Source organism: Streptomyces sp. NPDC001843 (genome assembly GCF_042891955.1).
Lineage (GTDB): Bacteria > Actinomycetota > Actinomycetes > Streptomycetales > Streptomycetaceae > Streptomyces.
The window spans coordinates 138993-154897 of sequence record NZ_JBIATQ010000001.1; the positions used below are offsets into that span (position 1 = coordinate 138993).

Sequence of the window (15905 nt, forward strand, 5' to 3'; positions counted from 1 at the left end):
ACTCGGATCGGAATCAGCAATTCCACGGGTGCCGCGCCCGGTTTCGCAATCAATACGATTAATCACCCGTGTGGGTCACGAAATGCACCGGACGGGAGTGCGTGGCCCGCAGCCCCAGCCGCTCGCGCTCTCGCTCCAGCTCGCCGACGAGCTCGGTGAGCAGGCTGATCTGGTGCGGGGTCAGGTGCCCCGCGTCGTCGAGGTGCACCGCGGACGCGGTAGTCGTGTCGACGAGCCGTTCGAGCATGGCGGCGACGGAGTCCGTGCCTTCCGTGTGCCGGGCGAGGGCCGGCAGTTCGGCGGCGGAGACGGCGATGGCGGTGCGGGCCTCGGCGAGGGTGCGGTAGGCGTCGCGGCGCAGGGCCCACCGTTCGGCGCGGTCGTCGGACTCGCTCAGTACATGGGCGAGGTAGGCCTGCGCGGCGTCCCCGGCCGCCGCCAGCCGCTGCCGTACGCCCGCGCCACGCGCCCCCGGCATCGGCAGATGCCCGACGATCAGCACGATCGCGCAGGCCAGCAGCGTCTCCCCGATCCGGCTGACGGAGGCCTGCGGCTCCCCGCCGACCATGACGAGGGCGAGGACGAGCAGGGTGACGACGGCGGTCTGGGCGGCGAAGTGCCGGGCGGCGACGGGGACGAGCGCCCCGCAGACGGTCACGAGGGCGACGAGTCCCTCGGGCCGGGGCAGTATGGCGGCGAAGCCGGCGAAGACGAGGGCGCCCAGCACGGTTCCCGCGGCCCGGGACAGCACCCTGGACGCGAGCGGTCCGAGGTCGGGCTTGACGAGCCACACGGCCGTGACGGGCAGCCAGTACCAGTACTGGTGCCCGTGCCAGTGCGCGGTGCGCAGGGCCTGGGCGATGGCCGCGCTGGCTCCGAAGCAGAGCGCGATCCTGAGGCCGTACTCCCGGCCGCCGCTCCCCAGGGCGGCACGGAGGAGGTCCTTGGAGGTGCGGCGCCGGGTGTGCAGCCGCTGCTGTGCGTCATCGGCCCGGTCGAAGGTCTCGGCGGCGCGCAGCAGGGCGTCGTCGAGGGCGCGCAGCGCGGGCGCGGACCTGTGGGGCGCGGGCAGCGGGCCGGTGGCGTTGTTGCCGCGTACGGCGGCGGCGAGCCGCCGGGGTCCTTCCGAGGCCCGCTCGTCGGCGGCCTCCCCGGCCCAGGCGAGGGCGGTCGCGGCCTCGGCGAGGGGCAGGGCGGCGGCGTACTGGGCGTGCAGCCGGCGTTCGGTCGCGGAGCTGGCGTGGCGGCGCAGCCGGGGTCCGGCGAGGGCGTCCTGCGCGTGGTCGAGGGCGGCGGTCAGCGCGGCCCGGCGGGCCAGGGCGGCGTCGGTGCCCACGGCGTCGAGCAGCTCGGCGATCGCGTCGTACACCCCGGCGACGGCGTCCCGCTCCCCGTCGAAACGGAAGTCGCCGGCGAGGGAGCCGGGTGTGGGCAGCGCCAGCCGTAGCGCGAGCAGCCACCCCGCCCCGGCGAGGAAGGCGAGTGCCCGCAGCCATCCCGGTGCGGGCAGCGGCATCCCGGCGCCGACGGCGGCGCCGACCAGCAGTTGCGAACCGGCGGCGCTGGCCGCGGGCCCGACGGCGACCGCGCCGCCCGCGACCAGGCCGAGCCCGGTGAGCAGCAGGGTCAGTGGGACGGCTGCCAGGTGCTGCCCGCCGTACGTCCCCACCAGCAGCCCCACCGACCCGGCCAGCGCGGGCATCCCGAGACGCTTCACCGAGGCGCGTCGGCTGCCCGGCCGGTCGTTGGTCCCGGCGAGCATGGCGCCGATGGCGGCGAGGATTCCGAGGGGGATCCGGTCGGTGAGCACGGCGAGGAGGAGCAGGGGACCGGCGGCCAGCGCACCCCGCGTGACCGCGCTCCAGGGAACGGGCCCGCCCTGCGCTCGGAAGGCGTGGGCGAGCCACGGGGGCAGGACGGGGAGGACGCGGGTCACTGGGCTCCTGTGCGGACGAGGGCGGGGTGCGCCTTCGGGCGACGGTGGCCGGGCTGCTCGGTGCTTCAAGCCTAAACGTGTTCCCGGACGGGACGGAGCGTATGTGTTTCGCCCGGGTGACGGATGACCAGAGGACCGAGTTCTTTATGAACGCAATTCCGCGGCGCACGTGAGCGGGCCCGAGGGCGTAGCCTGCCCCCGGGCCCTGGAATGCCGCCCATATCGGCACGCCGGCACGCTTGAGAGCCCAGATCAGTCGTTATGTCGCCGCGTCCTGCCTTTGGACCACCGCGCACCGAGCTGCGCGGGCAGGACTTGAACCTGCATTTCGACGTGCTGGGGCCCGGGCCCGGTCGATCCGGCGATCGGCGGCGAATGCTGAGTCTGGAGCGAGAGTCTGAGATTGAAACGCGAATCCGTCCCTGGGTTCTTTGGCGGGTACGGACCGCTCATCACGACAAGCCTCAGCTTCAGCTTGCGCTCCTCGCGCACCTCGGCCGCGATGGGCCAGGGAGTCTTCGAGGTTACCCGAACAGGTAACCGAACACGGCGTCGCCGACTCGCTGGTCGACGACGTCGACGCCGTTCGCCTCCTCACGGGCGAACTTCACGGCCTGCCGCAGTTTCTCGACGCGGTCGAGGATCTCGTTGACGCGCCGGACCGGGAGGGCCCCGAGAACTTCACGGTGGTCCAGTACCGCTTCTGCAGGCCGTGGTGAGCGGCCGTGAGGTCCTGGTGGGCCTTGGACTTCACGCCCTCCTCGACTGCGATGATCTGATTGAGTTTCGCCACGGCAGGGACGTTGACAAGGTCATCTGCCGGTATTCAAAGGCATTGTTCGGGGACGAGGAGCGCCTCGGCCGCGCGTACGGCGTCGCGGAGGGCCTCGGGGTCGGGGCGCAGTGCGCCGAGCACCTCGTCGATCCCGCGCAGGCCGGCCCGCTCCAGCAGCCGCTTCTCGTTCGTCACCCACTCGCCCCGCCCCGCGAGCACCGCGTGCCCGGCCTGTACGGCGGCCAGGGCCACGGCCCCGGCGACCTCGGTGAGACGGCCCGCCGGGGCGTGGTTGGCCTGCGCGTAGGAAAGGCCGGCCCGGGCGGTGCCGTACCAGCGCTCGGGGGCCGTGCGCCGGAGCTTGTCCGGGTAGCCGGCGGGCTTGGACAGCTCCCCGCGCAGCACCCGGTTGACGGCGAGTTCGGCGACCACGAGGTACGTGGGAATTCCCGCGAGGTGGAACAGCAGCGGCTCCACCCGGAACCGCCCCTCCTCCGACTCGGCCAGTTCGTGTTCGACGACGTCGAGGTCCCGGTAGTGCACGTCGACCCGCCGCCCGTCGATCGTCAGCCACGCACCCCCGTTGAACACACCGCCGCCCCACCCGCCGACCTCGGAGACCTCGCCCTCCCAGCCGACGGCGCGCAGGTCGTCGGGGTCGAACGCACCCCGGTAGTAGACGGCCAGGTCCCAGTCGCTGTCCGGGCGGTGGGTGCCCTGGGCCCGGGAGCCGCCGAGAGCGACGGCCCGGACGCCGGGGAGGGCGGCGAGGCGGTCGGCGGTGGAGTCGAGGAAGGTCTCGTCGGCAGGGGTCACATTCATCCTCAGTGGTGAAGAGCGTTATCCGTGAGCGGCCTCGGGCGCGGGACGTCGTCGGGCAGCATGGTTCCAGAGATGGAGAGCCTTCTCGGCACGTACGTGAGCACCGAGGGCTCTCTCCTCGTACCGGATCGCCGCTGAAATCCCGGCAACCTTTGTGGCCCCTGCGACCACTGGTGAGTCGGAAGCGCATGTCCTCACGTACTACGTGAGGACTCGAAGGACTCGAAGGAGTCACCGTGGCATCCTCACCCCACCGCCGACCCGCCCCCGGACGACGCACGGCCCTGGTCTCCGCCGTCGCCGTGGCCGCCGTGGGACTTGTCGTCTCCCTGGTGATGGCGTTCCGCCCGCACGGCGAGCCCCAGACGGTGCGGGCTGCGGCCACGCCCACCGCGAGCACCCGGTCGACGAGCGTCCCGCCCAAGGCGCCGAAGCTGAAACCGAAGCCGTCCAAGGCACCCAAGGGGTCCGAGGCGTCCCCGACCCCGGCGGCCACCAGGACCACCCCGAAACCCGCCAAGGCACCGACCACTTCGGCGCGGCCGTCGCCCGTCCACACCACCGTGGCGAACGCGCGGCCGGCTTCCGGCACGGCCCCACTGGCGGGACGCATCAAGCCCGGGGTCACCTACAGCGGTGTCGCCACGCACTACGCCGCGGGAGACGGCAACGGCGCCTGTACGTACGGCCCGACGTCCGACCTGATGATCGCGGCGATGAACCACACCGACTACGAGACGGCCAAGGCGTGCGGGGCGTACATCAGCGTGCGCGCGGGCGGGGCCTCCGTCACGGTGCGGGTCACCAACGAGTGCCCCGAGTGCGCCGTCGGCCAACTGGACCTGAGCGAGCAGGCCTTCGCGAAACTCGCCGCCCTCAACGCCGGCCGCATCTCGGTCACCTGGAGCCTGCTGAGCCCCAGCACCTCCGACAAGGTCTCGATCCGCTACAAGACCGGCTCCAGCGCCAACTGGTGCGGCATCCAGGCCCTCGGCCACCGCAACCCGCTGGCCCGCCTGGAGGTCAGCACCGGCAGCGGCTGGCGTCAGCTGACCCGCGAGACCTACAACTACTTCCTCTCCGAGGACGGCACCGGCTGCGGCGGCCCGCTGCGGCTCACCGACATCTACGGCGAGCAACTGACCGTCAGTGGCATCGCCGTCCGCCCGGACGCCGTCCAGGCGACCCGCGTGCAGTTCGCCCAGCACTGACTCAGGCGTAGGTCCAGCGCCACGCGCCCGAGCTGTAGCTGCACCTGATGCTCGTACCGCCGGCGGTCGTCGTCGTGGCGCCGTGGTCGCTGTTCCGGCAGTACTGGCCCGCCTGGTAGCAGTTGCCCGCGTTGGAGGTGATCGAGCAGGTGCCGGTGGCGGTGCCGCCGCCGCTCCCGCTGCTGCTTCTGCCACTGCTGCTACTGCTGTGGCCGGTACCGGTTCCGGAGACGCTCCGCGCGGTCTTCGTGACCGTGACGGTCGGGCCGGGTCTCTTCACCGTCTTCGTCTTGGTGACCGTGGGCGCGGGCGCGACCTTCGGCATGTCGGTCACGGTCGCCGTGGCCGTCACCGTGACCGTCGGCCGCGGCTTGGCGGCGGCGGCCTTCGCCGCGTTCACCTCGTCCTGCGCGCTCTGGGTGCCGCCCATGGCGCCCAGACCGAACACGACCAGGCTCGCCGCCCATACGCGCTTGCGCTTGTACCAGCGCCGGGCGTCCACGGGGCGCGAAGCGGGCGGCGTCGAGTACGGGTTGTTCATGTCGTCCCCCTGAGGTTCTTCCAGGGGGACGACGTTAACTGCATGTACACGCCACGAAAAAGAGGTGTGAAGATTTGGAGATCATTCCGTGATGCTCTGTGGCCCCAGCATGTCCTCGATGAGGTCGGCGGCGCGTGACGTGCCCCCTTCGGCCCGTGCGCCGGCGCGCAGCCGTGCCGAGCGGCGGGCCACCTCCTCGTCGGCGACCAGGTCGCTCAGGGCTGCCCGCAGGCTGTCGGCGGTGGCTTCGGCGGTGTCGATGCGGCGGGCCACACCCAGATCCACCAGCCGGTCGGCGTTCATGAACTGTTCGGCGCCCTGTGGTACGACGATCATGGGGACGCCTGCCAGCAGTCCTTCGCCGCTGCCGCCCACACCGGGTCGGGTGTCCGGGGCGGCCGCCTCGAGATCGTCGATGCTATGTCCGGTCCGTGATCGGATGCGGGTCGTCCCGAAACACCCGTTTGACTCGAACCACTGCTCAGCGCCCGGAAATTGGGATGCGTCGAGGGGTGGTGGTCCGGATGATCGGGTGGTTGCCCACCACCCGACCCAGGAGTCCAGCCCATGATCCGGCGCGTCACCGCCCCCGGTCTCTTCCCGCCCCCCACCTACTCGCACGCCACCGTCGTCGAGGCCGGCACGAAGCTTGCGTTCCTGGCCGGGGCGGTGCCTCTGGAGGAGAAGGGGGAGGTCGTCGGGCCGGGGGATCCCGTGCGGCAGGCCGAGCAGGTGATCGGCAATCTGCGCGAGCAACTGGCGGCGGTGGGCAGCGACCTGGGGCACGTGGTGGCCACCGACGTGTACGTCGTGAGCAGTGAACCGTCCGTGCTGTCCGCAGTGTGGGAGGTGGTCGAGGCCTCCGGGCTCAGTGCGGGGCCGCACTCGTCGACGCTGATCGGAGTGGCCTGCCTGGGGTACACCGGGCAGCTCGTGGAGATCACGGCGACCGCTGTGGTGCCCGAGTGAGCGCCGGGGCGACGGTCGTGCTGCGCCGGGCGGCCTCTTCCGACGCCGCCGCCGCGGCCGATGTCTGGCTGCGGTCCTTCGCCGCCGCGCTGCCCACGGTGGTCCGGCCGCGTTCCGACGACGAGGTGCGCGCGTACTTCCGGGACGTGGTCGTGCCCTTGCGGGAGACCTGGGTCGCCGAGGAGGGGGGCGGTGGTGGGATCGTCGGAGTGATGGTGCTGCAGGACGAGCTGCTGTCCCAGCTCTACCTCGCCCCGGAATGGCGCGGGCGGGGCATCGGGGACCGGTTCGTCGCGCTGGCCAAGGAGCGCAGCCCGCAGGGGCTCACGTTGTGGACCTTCCAGGTCAACAAGCCGGCCCACCGGTTCTACGAGCGGCACGGTTTCACCGCCGTGGAGTTCACGGACGGCAGTGGGAACGAGGAACGGGAGCCGGACGTGCGGTATGTGTGGCGGCCTTGATCAGCCGGACCCGCGGCCCCAAGTCCGCCGCTTGGGCAGGGGCTTGCCGTAACTGCCCGCCCGGCTGGTGGTAAGGCCCAGCGACACCAGCGACTCCGCCAGTTTCACCGCCGCCCCGACGCCGTCGACGACCGGGAGCCCGAGCTTCTCCCCCACCACGCGCTGCAACCCCGTCATTCCGGCACAGCCGAGCACCAACACCTCGGCCCCTGCCTCCCGTGCCCGCTCGGCCGCCGCCAGGAAGGCGGCTGCCGTGCGTTCGTCGTCGTCGCCGAGATGGAGGACGCCCAGTCCGGTGCCGACGACCGCGGCGCAGTTACGCGCGACCCCCGCGCTCTCCAGGCTGTCCTCGATCTGCCCGCAGGAGCGCTCCAGCGTGGTGACCACGCCGTACCGCCGCCCCAGCAGGCAGGCCAGATGGGCCGCGGCCTCTGTGATGTCAACGACCGGCGCGTCCACCAGTTCCCGGACGCCCTCCCGCCCGTGCTCCCCGAACCCGGCCAGGACGACCGCGTCGTAGGGCGGGCCCTCGTACGTCTGCAGCGCGTCGAGGACGGCCGCGGCGGACAGGTAGCTGTCGAGCCAGCCCTCCGCGGACTCGGGTCCCCATGCGGGGGTCAGCCCGGTCACGGTGGTGCCCGGGTCGGCGGCGGCCCGGGCACCTCGCACGATCTCCTCTGTCATCTCCTGCGTGGTGTTGCAGTTGGTGACGACGATCCGCACGTCCGTCAGCCCTCCTCGGCGGTGCGTTTGCCGCGGCACAGCGCCGCGTACAGCCCGGCGGCCAGCGCCGTGCCGATGAACCAGGAGTACGGCGCCACATCGCTGAAGGTCTTCACCAGCGCCAGCACCGCGGCGACCGCCGCCGACGGCAGGAACGCCCACAGCGCCTTGGGGTTGACACCCTTGCGGTAGTGGTAGCGGGAACCGGGAGCGGCATCGAAGAGGGCGTGGACGTCGACCCGGCCGCGCTTCACCCAGTAGTAGTCGACCATGATCACGCCGAACAGCGGGCCGAGGAAGGCGCCGAGGCCACCGAGGAAGTAGTTCACGACGGTGGGGTTGGAGAACAGGTTCCAGGGGGTGACGACCAGCGCGGCCACCGTGCTGATCATGCCGCCGACCTTGAAGGTGATCTTCTGCGGCCAGACGTTCGCCAGGTCGTACGCCGGGGAGACGAAGTTCGCGACGATGTTGACGCCCATGGTGGCCACGGCGAAGGTCAGCGCGCCGATCACCAGAACCCACTTGTTACCGATCTCGGCCACGAGGTAGGCCGGGTCGGTGATCTCCTTGCCGAACACCTGGTACGCGCCCGCCGTGACGATCACCGACACGATCACAAAGGCCGTGGAGTTGACCGGCAGGCCCCAGAAGTTGCCCCGCTTGACCGTCCTGTAGTCGGGTGCGAAGCGCGAGAAGTCGCAGAAGTTGAGCATCAGCGTGCCGTAGGTGGCCAGGACCAGGCCGACCGCGCCGAACCACTGGCGCCATTGCTCGCCGACGGACACCGGGTGCGGGGTGGAGGTGAGCGCGATGGTCCAGTCAGCCTTGGCGAGGATCCAGACCGCGAGCGCGATCATCACGACCCAGATGGCCGGGCCGCAGAAGTCCTGGAACTTCCGCACCGACTCCATGCCCCGGCTGATGATCAGGGCCTGGACGATCCAGAGCGCCACGAAGGAGATCCACCCGAGCGCGTCCAGGCCGAGGAAGGAACTGTGTGTCCACGACTTCAGGCCCGGCCAGGCCGCCAGCAGCATCACGTTGACGGCGACGGAGGCGAGGTAGGTCTGGATGCCGTACCACATGATGGCGATGACGGCCCTGATCAGGGCGGGTATGTTGGCGCCCCAGACACCGAAGGCGATACGGCTGACGACCGGGAAGGGCACGCCGGTGCGCTGGCCGATACGGCCCATCATGTTCATCCCCAGATAGATGATCACGAAGCCGGCCAGCAGCGACGTGAAGATCTGCCAGACGTTCATGCCGAGGAAGAGCAGCCCGGCGGCGAAGGTGTAGTTGCCGAGGTTGTGGACGTCCGACATCCACATGGCGAAGAGGTCGAAGACCTTCCAGGAACGCTTGGCCGCTGGCGCGAGGTCGTCGTTGGTGAGCCGGGGATCGGGGACAAACGCTGGTGTGCCGGTGACTTCGGCACGGTCGGCGAGGGACACGGGGTGCCTCCATGGACGAGGGGCGGAGGAGGACTGCTCGGGGGGTGGCTTGCCGGACCGTTTGGTATACCAAACTGCTGTCATGGTGCCGCCGTCAAGCGCCGCGACCGATGTCCGTCCCGTTACGGCTCCGTAAAAGACCCCTCGCGTCGGCGAAGATGGGCCCATGGCGAAGATCGAACCCCTCGGCGCGGTACGCGAGCGCGTCCTGGCCGGTCTGCGGCAGGACATCATCGCGGGCCGTCTGCGCCCCGGCGACCGGCTCGTCGAGCGTGAGCTGGCCGAGCGCTTCGGGGTCTCGCGCGTGCCGGTCCGCGAGGCGATCCGGGCCCTGGTCAACGAGGGCTTCGTCCTGTTCGAGACCCCGCGCCGCACGGTCGTACGCCGGCTGTCCCCCACCGACGTCAGGGAACTCTTCGAGCTGCGCGAGGCGCTGGAGGTGTACGCGGCCGGGCTCGCCGCGTCACGGGCGACCCCTGAGGCGCTGGCGGAGCTGCGCGCACTGCTGGACCAGGCGGCCACGGCCACCGGGACGGGGGACGCCGAGACGATCACCGACGTCAACACGCGCTTCCACGACCGCATCCGGGCCCTGGCGGGAAACACCCTGCTGATCTCGGTCATGGAACCGGTCGACGGCCGACTGCGCTGGCTGACCCGGCAGAACGTGGAGTGGCACCAACTACTCACGGAACACCGCGAGTTGTACGACGCAATCGCCTCCGGCGACCCGGACCGCGCCCGCGCCCAGGCGCTGCGCCACGTCCAGGCCAACTACCGGTCGACTGTGCGGCACCTGTTCGGCGAGGCCGCGGAGAACGGGTGACGCCGTGACACCAGGCCGGGTGACGCCATGCAAGGGGCGCGGGGTGATGCGGGTCAGCTGCCCAGCCCGGCGGCCTCCGCCGCTGTCCGCAGCACCTCCCGCAGCATCTCGGGGGTGAGCCGGCCGGTGAAGGTGTTGCGCTGGCTGACGTGGAAGCAGCCGAAGAGGTCCAGGCCGTCGAGCGCGACCCGGGTGCCGTGGGCGAAGGCGGGGCGGGGGCGGGGGACGCTCCAGCCCGCCTCGGCGAACGCGGGCAGCGCGGCCTGCCAGCCGAAGGCGCCGAGGACGACGGCGGCCCGTAGCGTCGGCCGCAGCAGCCGCAGCTCCTGCACCAGCCAGGGCCGGCAGGTGTCCCGTTCCTCGGGGGTCGGCTTGTTGGCGGGCGGGGCGCAGTGCACGGGTGAGGTGACGCGGGCGCCGTACAGCTCGAGCCCGTCGCCGGCGTGCACGGAGGTGGGCTGGGAAGCCAGGCCCACGTCGTACAGGGCCTGGTACAGCGCGTCCCCGGAGCGGTCGCCGGTGAACATGCGGCCGGTGCGGTTGCCGCCGTGCGCGGCGGGTGCGAGGCCGATGATCAGCAGCCGGGCGTCGGACGGTCCGTAACCCGGCACCGGCCGCCCCCAGTACGTCCAGTCGGCGAAGGCGGCGCGCTTGGTACGGGCCACCTCCTCCCGCCAGGCGACCAGCCGAGGGCAGGCCCGGCAGCCCGCGACGCGCCGGTCGAGCTGGTTCAGACCGCTGATGTCCATTCCTCCACGGTAGGAAAACGTGTCCGGCTTCCCCAGCCCGGCGAGCTAAGGTCGAGGACATGGCTTCCCAGGATGCGGACGAGGACACCACCCGCGACACCGGTGGTGCCGCGCGAACGGACGCACAGACCGTCGACCCGAAGATCACCGCCGCTGTGGCCGCGGCGGAGGCGGCGGGCCCTGCGGCCGGTGAGACCGTGCGCATCGACAGCTGGATCTGGGCGGTCCGGCTGATCAAGACCCGTTCCCTCGGGGCCACCGCCTGCCGCGGCGGACACGTCCATGTGAACGGCGAGCGCGTCAAGCCCGCGTACGCCGTGCGCGTCGGCGACGAGGTGCGACTGCGGCACGAGGGCCGTGAGCGGGTCGTGATCGTCAAGCGTCTGATCCGCAAGCGGGTCGGCGCCCCCGTGGCCCAGCAGTGCTACATCGACAACTCCCCGCCGCCCCCGCCCCGCGAGGCCGTGGCCCCCCTCGTCCTGCGCGACCGCGGCACGGGCCGCCCCACCAAGCGCGACCGCCGCGAGCTGGAACGCCTGCGGGCGCTGAACGGACTCAGGGGGCGTCCCGGAGGGCAGTGACCCCAAGCGCAGGGGTCACGCTCCCGGCCGGGCCGAACGCAGCAGCCGCAGCAGCTCCGTGTTCTGCCCGCGCCGGGCCCAGGCGATCACGGCCAGCGGCACGATCAGGATCAGCGGTGTCGCGGCGTACTGCCCGTCGAAGACGGTGAGCTGGACGATGAAGTCGCCCACCATCAGCGCGCTCAGCGCCATCGCCGCCAGGGACTGCAGGGCCGGAACCAGCAGGGCCACGGCCCCGGCGAGTTCCAGCGCACCGATCGTGTACATCCCCGTGCTGCCCCAGCCGATCCTGTCGAACGACTCCACGGCCGACGGGTGGGCGATGAGCTTGGGCAGTGCGCTCGCGATCCCGTAGAGGAGGGCTAGCAGCACCTGCACCGTGCGCAGGGCGACCCGGGCGGCCTGGCCACGGCGACCACGGCGGCTCCCGGAAGCGGCGGAGGCGGCGGGGGCAGCGGGGGCAGTGGTCTCGGGCATTGGGTTCTCCCTGGGTGAAGCGGTCCCGGTGGCTGTCACCGAGGTAGACCCGCCCGAGGCCCAGAACTCATCGCCGCACCGCGCGCACCCACACTCTGTCCGGCGTCAGGTACTCGTCCACCTCCAGTCCCGCTTCCGCCAGCGCCTCCTCGAACTGCTCCTTCGTCAGTGGCCGGGACAAGAACGTCTGCGTCCACACCGCGTCCGGGAACACGTACTCCGCGCGCACCGAGTTCACGCCGTCCCCGACCGGTTCCGCCGACAGCATCCGCACCGTGAAGCCGCTGGGGTCGACTCTCTCCCGCGGCAGATCGGTGTGGTAGTCCTCGCCCTCCCGCTGGATCAGCACGCAGCCGCCCTCCGCCACGTGCCGGGCGCAGGTGCGCAGCAGTCCCCGGCGGACCTCCACGTCCCCGGCGTGCACCAGGAAGGATGCGAGCATCACCACGTCGAACTTCTCGCCCAGGTCGAGTTCCTCGATCGGACTGCATATCGTCCGCGCCCCGTGGACGCGCTCCAGCATCTCGGCGGACTCGTCCACCGCCGTCACCGTGAAACCCCGCTCCAGCAGGGAGTGCGTCATCCGGCCCACCCCGCTGCCCAGTTCCAGGATGTGTGCCCCGGCGGGAACCGCCGCGGCGATGATGTCCGGCTCGTCACCGACCGGAAGCCGCGCGTACAACTCGACCGCGCAGCCGTCCGGGGTGATCGCACCCGGTCCCGTCCCGTCGTATCCCTCACGCATCTCCACCGTCATGCCCGAACAACGGCCGGGCCCCGCAAGCCCGTTCCCCTCCGGCACTTGTTCACTCGTTCGAGTTATTCGGTCCGCAGCGGGAACCAACCGTGCCCGATGTACCAGTGCCGGCCGGCCCGCAGATGGTCGCCGACGGCCCGCTCGACGGCCGTCCGGCGGGGCAACCGGTCGACCGGCAGGTCCGGGTCACCGAAGACGAAGTGGACGGGCTCCCGGTCGGCCGGCTCCGTGTCCTCGCGAGCGGTGCGGAACCGCTCCTGGAAGCGGACGATGTTGGAGTGCTCGGGCAGGTACCGCCGCAACTGCGGATCGAGCAGCCAGGAGTGGCAGACCGCGGTCGTGTACCGCTCCTCGGGAAAGTGCCGGGCGAAGAACTCCCGCGCCAGCGCCACCGACCGGTCGCAGGCCGCCGGGGTCAACGGGCCGTGGAAATCGGGTATGTGGACGGAGAGGCAGGGGGCGCCCGGTGCCGCCCGCTCTCCGGCCGCGGCAAGCGCCTGCGCGGTGCGCTCCCCGAGTTCCGCCCGCTGGAACTGCAGTCGCCCCAGCTGGTACAGCTCACCGCGGAAGTGGTGGGCGAGCCAGCGTGGGAACTCCAGCCCTGCCGTGCCGTACCGCCTGCGGTGGACGGTGAGGTGCCGGCCGAGGTCGGCGAGGGTGTGCCGGGAGACGTCGGCCGGGATGCCGCGCTCGCGATGGTACGCGCGCGCGTGCGGCAGCGCGGCGAGGAACACGTACACGGGGAAGCACCGCGCCAGGGCGGCCGGGACGGCGGCGATCCGCTCGTCGAGGCCGTCCGGTGTGGTGCCGACCTGTCCGATGTCCCGGACCAGCTCCGCCACGCACTCCGCGAGGAGCCGCAGCACGCCCGGGTCCGCCGTCACCGCGCGCCGCAGCCCGACGAGCTCGTTGATGTCCTCGTGCGGTACGGCGAGGTCGAGGAGCAGCTCGGGCAGGTCGTCGGCGTCCGGCAGCACGGTGCGGTCCCCCCTTGGGTGAAGGTCCTCGTGGAAGGGTACGCGGCCACGGAGGAGCGTGAACCGTGATGCGTACGGGCAGTGAGCCGGCGACCGCGCGCAGTGCGCTGCGGATGCGGTTCTGGCTGAGCGTGTGGGGACTGGTCTGGACGGTCTTCGGCACGACGGCGTTCGCACTCGCCGGGCGTCCCGGGTGGGCCGCGGCGTGCGGGGTGCTGTGGCTGGTGGTCACCGTCGACCTGATCATGATCACTCGGCACATCCGGCAGGGTCCGCACTACCAGCCGGGCCGGGACATCCCGCCGTACCGCCCGCCGGAGGACCACTCGCCCGGTCCCCCGCCGAAGCGCCGCCCGCCGTTCCGGCACCGGCATCCGTGACCGGCGGCAAGAGGTCCGCGGGTCAGGAGTCGAAGCGTGCCGCCTTCAGGTACTCCGGGTTGGGGTCCAGCGCGGCCGCCAGCCGGAAGTGACGCTTGGCCTGGTCGGGCCGTCCCTGGCGTTCATAGGTGCGGGCGAGCGCGAAGTGCGCGAAGGCGTTGTCCGGCTCGCGCTCCAGGACGACGGTGAATTCCAGCTCCGCGGGCCGCAGTTGCGCGGCGGCGAAGAAGGCACGCGCGCGCAGCAGCCGCGCGGCCGTGTTCTCCGGGTGCGCGGCGATGACTCCGTCGAGCAGCTTCACCGCGCCCTGCGGGTCCCGTGCGTTGAGCAACTGCTCGGCGGCACGGAAGTCGATGACATGCGTCTCCGGGGTACGTCCGGTGGAACCGCTGGTCTCGGGCACGGCAGAGTCCTTCCCTCACTGGAGGGGTTCAACGCCCACTTCGGGAGCCGCTATTCCTGGAACGGCGCCCCGGCGTCCCCGCTCGGCGCGTGCGCCCGGCCCACCAGCTCGTCCCACACCTCGCGCACCCGTTGCCGCAGCACCGGAAGCGGTACGTCGTTGTCGATGACGATGTCCGCGATCTCCAGGCGCTTCTCCCGGGTCGCCTGTGCGGCCATGCGCGCGCGTGCGTCCTGCTCGCTCATGCCCCGCAGCCGGACCAGCCGGTCGAGCTGGGTCTGAGGGTCGGCGTCGACGACGACCACGACGTCGTACAGCGGTGCGAGGCCGTTCTCCGCGAGGAGGGGGACGTCGTGGACGACGACGGCGTCCTCGGCCGCCGCGTCCTCCAGCTCGCGGGAGCGGGCGCCCACCAAGGGGTGCACGATCGAGTTCAGCAGGGCCAGCTTCTCCTGGTCGACGAAGACGATCGAACCCAGCTTGGGCCGGTCCAGGCTGCCGTCCTCGGCGAGCACCTCGTCGCCGAAGGCCTCGACGACGGCCGCGAGGCCCTCGGTACCCGGCGCGACGACCTCGCGCGCGATGCGGTCCGCGTCGATCAGCACGGCACCGTGCTCGACGAGCAACCGCGACACCTCGCTCTTGCCGGCGCCGATCCCACCGGTCAGGCCCACTGTCAGCATGAGCGGAAGCTTAGGGCCTGCCCCTGACACACCGCCCGGCGGGCGGTCTGTCAGGGGCAGGGCGTCAGTTGTCGCCCTCGCGTTCCGCCAGAAAGCGCTCGAACTCGCGGCCGATCTCATCGGCCGAGGGGATGTCGGCCGGTTCGGCGAGCATGTTGCCGCGGGTCTCGGCACCCGCCGCGGCGTCGTACTGGTGCTCGAGGCCCTGGACGAGGGCGGTGAGCTCCTCGTCGCCCTCGCGGATCTGCCGGTCGATCTCGGTCTGGGTCCGGTGGGCGTCCGTACGCAGGCCGTGGGCGATGCCGGGCAGGACCAGACCGGTCGCGGCCGTGATGGCCTCCAGGACGGTCAGGGCCGCGTCCGGGTACGGGGAGCGAGCGATGTAGTGCGGGACGTGCGCGGCGACGCCCAGGACGTCGTGGCCCTCCTGCATGAGGCGGTACTCGACGAGTGCCTCGGCGCTGCCGGGGACCTGGGCCTCGTCGAAGGGGCTGCGGTGGCCCGGGACGAGGTCGGTGCGGTTGCCGTGCGGGGTGAGACCGACGGGCCGGGTGTGCGGGACGCCCATGGGGATGCCGTGGAAGTTCACGGACAGGCGGACGCCGAGCCGCTCCACGATCTGCCGCACGGCCGCGGCGAACCGCTCCCACTCCACGTCCGGCTCCGGGCCGGACAGCAGCAGGAAGGGCGCACCGGTGGTGTCCTGGACGAGCCGGACCTCGATGCCGGGCTCCTCGTACTCGGTCCAGCGGTCGCGCTGGAAGGTCAGCAGCGGGCGGCGCGCGCGGTAGTCCACGAGCCGGTCGTGGTCGAAGCGGGCGACCAGCTGGTGGGGCAGTGTGTCCAGGAGCCGGTCGACGATCTGGTCACCGGTGTCCCCCGCGTCGATGTATCCGTCGAAGTGGTAGAGCATGACAAGCCCGGCCGACTCCTGGGCCAGCGCCATGTCGACGACGGCCAGCCCCTTCGGCTCCCACGCGTACAAACCCTGCGGATCAAGCACAGTGACCGCCCCTCCTCGTTGTCCGTCATCAACAACGTGCCCTGGAGCGTGGGCATTCCCGCGGCTCGGCCATGATCGGATTTCGCCGCCATCTCGGCAGGGGCCGCGGCGCCCCCCTTGGGGGCGCGGCGAACTGCGCGACCAGCCATAAGCGGCCGGCAGACGAACGACGAC

19 protein-coding genes and 1 pseudogene are annotated in these 15905 nt (G+C 71.7%); 6 read left to right on the top strand and 14 right to left on the bottom strand.

Annotated elements, in window-relative coordinates:
* Nucleotides 1–58: 58 nt before the first annotated feature.
* The 3 genes from ACFYZQ_RS00625 to ACFYZQ_RS00635 all read right to left on the bottom strand — a co-directional run bounded on the left by ACFYZQ_RS00625 (nucleotide 59) and on the right by ACFYZQ_RS00635 (nucleotide 3527).
* The gene (locus tag ACFYZQ_RS00625) at nucleotides 59–1936 is read right to left on the bottom strand and encodes an FUSC family protein (protein WP_389140085.1); all 1878 of its coding nucleotides are present in this window, start codon (nucleotides 1934–1936) and stop codon (nucleotides 59–61) included.
* Nucleotides 1937–2543: 607 nt separating this feature from the next.
* Nucleotides 2544–2729 carry a hypothetical protein gene (locus ACFYZQ_RS00630; protein ID WP_389141919.1) on the bottom strand — a complete coding sequence of 62 codons (186 nt, stop codon included), beginning with the start codon at nucleotides 2727–2729 and terminating at the stop codon, nucleotides 2544–2546.
* Between the two features lie 33 nt (nucleotides 2730–2762).
* Nucleotides 2763–3527, bottom strand: coding sequence for a nucleotidyltransferase domain-containing protein (locus tag ACFYZQ_RS00635; RefSeq protein WP_389140088.1), 765 nt, complete (start codon nucleotides 3525–3527; stop codon nucleotides 2763–2765).
* Nucleotides 3528–3769: 242 nt separating this feature from the next.
* Here ACFYZQ_RS00635 and ACFYZQ_RS00640 point away from each other — a divergent pair, with 242 nt between their 5' ends.
* A complete protein-coding gene (locus ACFYZQ_RS00640) occupies nucleotides 3770–4744 on the top strand; it encodes an expansin EXLX1 family cellulose-binding protein (RefSeq protein ID WP_389140090.1) in 975 nt (324 codons plus the stop codon).
* A gap of 1 nt (nucleotide 4745) precedes the next feature.
* Here the strand turns inward: ACFYZQ_RS00640 and ACFYZQ_RS00645 are convergent, their stop codons facing one another.
* Both ACFYZQ_RS00645 and ACFYZQ_RS00650 read right to left on the bottom strand, forming a co-directional pair.
* Nucleotides 4746–5285 (bottom strand): hypothetical protein, encoded by a 540-nt coding sequence (locus ACFYZQ_RS00645; RefSeq protein WP_389140093.1) that lies wholly within the window; start codon nucleotides 5283–5285, stop codon nucleotides 4746–4748.
* 81 nt (nucleotides 5286–5366) lie between these two features.
* Nucleotides 5367–5666: pseudogene (locus ACFYZQ_RS00650) on the bottom strand (nucleotide disphospho-sugar-binding domain-containing protein); the annotation flags it as partial.
* Nucleotides 5667–5852: 186 nt separating this feature from the next.
* Here ACFYZQ_RS00650 and ACFYZQ_RS00655 point away from each other — a divergent pair.
* Together ACFYZQ_RS00655 and ACFYZQ_RS00660 are read left to right on the top strand one after the other, a co-directional pair.
* Nucleotides 5853–6254, top strand: a complete 402-nt coding sequence (locus tag ACFYZQ_RS00655; protein ID WP_389140096.1) for a RidA family protein — start codon at nucleotides 5853–5855, stop codon at nucleotides 6252–6254.
* Nucleotides 6251–6715 (top strand): GNAT family N-acetyltransferase, encoded by a 465-nt coding sequence (locus tag ACFYZQ_RS00660; RefSeq protein ID WP_389140099.1) that lies wholly within the window; start codon nucleotides 6251–6253, stop codon nucleotides 6713–6715. The genes ACFYZQ_RS00655 and ACFYZQ_RS00660 overlap by 4 nt, the downstream gene beginning before the upstream one ends.
* Here the strand turns inward: ACFYZQ_RS00660 and ACFYZQ_RS00665 are convergent, their stop codons facing one another.
* Together ACFYZQ_RS00665 and ACFYZQ_RS00670 are read right to left on the bottom strand one after the other, a co-directional pair.
* Nucleotides 6716–7438, bottom strand: coding sequence for an aspartate/glutamate racemase family protein (locus ACFYZQ_RS00665; RefSeq protein ID WP_389140101.1), 723 nt, complete (start codon nucleotides 7436–7438; stop codon nucleotides 6716–6718).
* Nucleotides 7439–7443: 5 nt separating this feature from the next.
* Entirely contained in the window at nucleotides 7444–8895 is a 1452-nt protein-coding gene (locus ACFYZQ_RS00670) for an NCS1 family nucleobase:cation symporter-1 (protein WP_389140104.1), read from the bottom strand.
* Nucleotides 8896–9061: 166 nt separating this feature from the next.
* Between ACFYZQ_RS00670 and ACFYZQ_RS00675 the strand changes: the two genes are divergently transcribed.
* Nucleotides 9062–9721 carry a GntR family transcriptional regulator gene (locus ACFYZQ_RS00675; RefSeq protein ID WP_389140107.1) on the top strand — a complete coding sequence of 220 codons (660 nt, stop codon included), beginning with the start codon at nucleotides 9062–9064 and terminating at the stop codon, nucleotides 9719–9721.
* Between the two features lie 53 nt (nucleotides 9722–9774).
* On the opposite strand, the gene ACFYZQ_RS00680 is transcribed toward ACFYZQ_RS00675, so the two are convergent.
* A complete protein-coding gene (locus ACFYZQ_RS00680) occupies nucleotides 9775–10470 on the bottom strand; it encodes a uracil-DNA glycosylase (protein WP_389140110.1) in 696 nt (231 codons plus the stop codon).
* Nucleotides 10471–10529: 59 nt separating this feature from the next.
* Here ACFYZQ_RS00680 and ACFYZQ_RS00685 point away from each other — a divergent pair, with 59 nt between their 5' ends.
* Nucleotides 10530–11051: an RNA-binding S4 domain-containing protein gene (locus tag ACFYZQ_RS00685; protein ID WP_389140112.1), complete on the top strand. Its 522-nt coding sequence runs from the start codon at nucleotides 10530–10532 to the stop codon at nucleotides 11049–11051.
* 15 nt (nucleotides 11052–11066) lie between these two features.
* Here the strand turns inward: ACFYZQ_RS00685 and ACFYZQ_RS00690 are convergent, their stop codons facing one another.
* The 3 genes from ACFYZQ_RS00690 to ACFYZQ_RS00700 all read right to left on the bottom strand — a co-directional run bounded on the left by ACFYZQ_RS00690 (nucleotide 11067) and on the right by ACFYZQ_RS00700 (nucleotide 13262).
* On the bottom strand, nucleotides 11067–11528 hold the full coding sequence (locus tag ACFYZQ_RS00690) for a DoxX family protein (protein WP_389140114.1): 462 nt from the start codon (nucleotides 11526–11528) through the stop codon (nucleotides 11067–11069).
* A gap of 67 nt (nucleotides 11529–11595) precedes the next feature.
* Nucleotides 11596–12273, bottom strand: coding sequence for a class I SAM-dependent methyltransferase (locus ACFYZQ_RS00695; RefSeq protein ID WP_389141827.1), 678 nt, complete (start codon nucleotides 12271–12273; stop codon nucleotides 11596–11598).
* Between the two features lie 74 nt (nucleotides 12274–12347).
* Nucleotides 12348–13262, bottom strand: a complete 915-nt coding sequence (locus ACFYZQ_RS00700) for an acyltransferase domain-containing protein (protein WP_389140116.1) — start codon at nucleotides 13260–13262, stop codon at nucleotides 12348–12350.
* A 68-nt stretch (nucleotides 13263–13330) separates the two neighbouring features.
* Here ACFYZQ_RS00700 and ACFYZQ_RS00705 point away from each other — a divergent pair, with 68 nt between their 5' ends.
* On the top strand, nucleotides 13331–13642 hold the full coding sequence (locus ACFYZQ_RS00705) for a DUF6343 family protein (RefSeq protein WP_389140119.1): 312 nt from the start codon (nucleotides 13331–13333) through the stop codon (nucleotides 13640–13642).
* A 22-nt stretch (nucleotides 13643–13664) separates the two neighbouring features.
* On the opposite strand, the gene ACFYZQ_RS00710 is transcribed toward ACFYZQ_RS00705, so the two are convergent.
* The 3 genes from ACFYZQ_RS00710 to ACFYZQ_RS00720 form a co-directional block, all read right to left on the bottom strand.
* Nucleotides 13665–14045 (bottom strand): tetratricopeptide repeat protein, encoded by a 381-nt coding sequence (locus ACFYZQ_RS00710; protein WP_389140121.1) that lies wholly within the window; start codon nucleotides 14043–14045, stop codon nucleotides 13665–13667.
* A gap of 50 nt (nucleotides 14046–14095) precedes the next feature.
* Entirely contained in the window at nucleotides 14096–14728 is a 633-nt protein-coding gene (coaE, locus tag ACFYZQ_RS00715) for a dephospho-CoA kinase (RefSeq protein WP_389140124.1), read from the bottom strand.
* Nucleotides 14729–14792: 64 nt separating this feature from the next.
* Nucleotides 14793–15731 carry a PAC2 family protein gene (locus ACFYZQ_RS00720; protein WP_389140126.1) on the bottom strand — a complete coding sequence of 313 codons (939 nt, stop codon included), beginning with the start codon at nucleotides 15729–15731 and terminating at the stop codon, nucleotides 14793–14795.
* Nucleotides 15732–15905 lie beyond the last annotated feature (174 nt).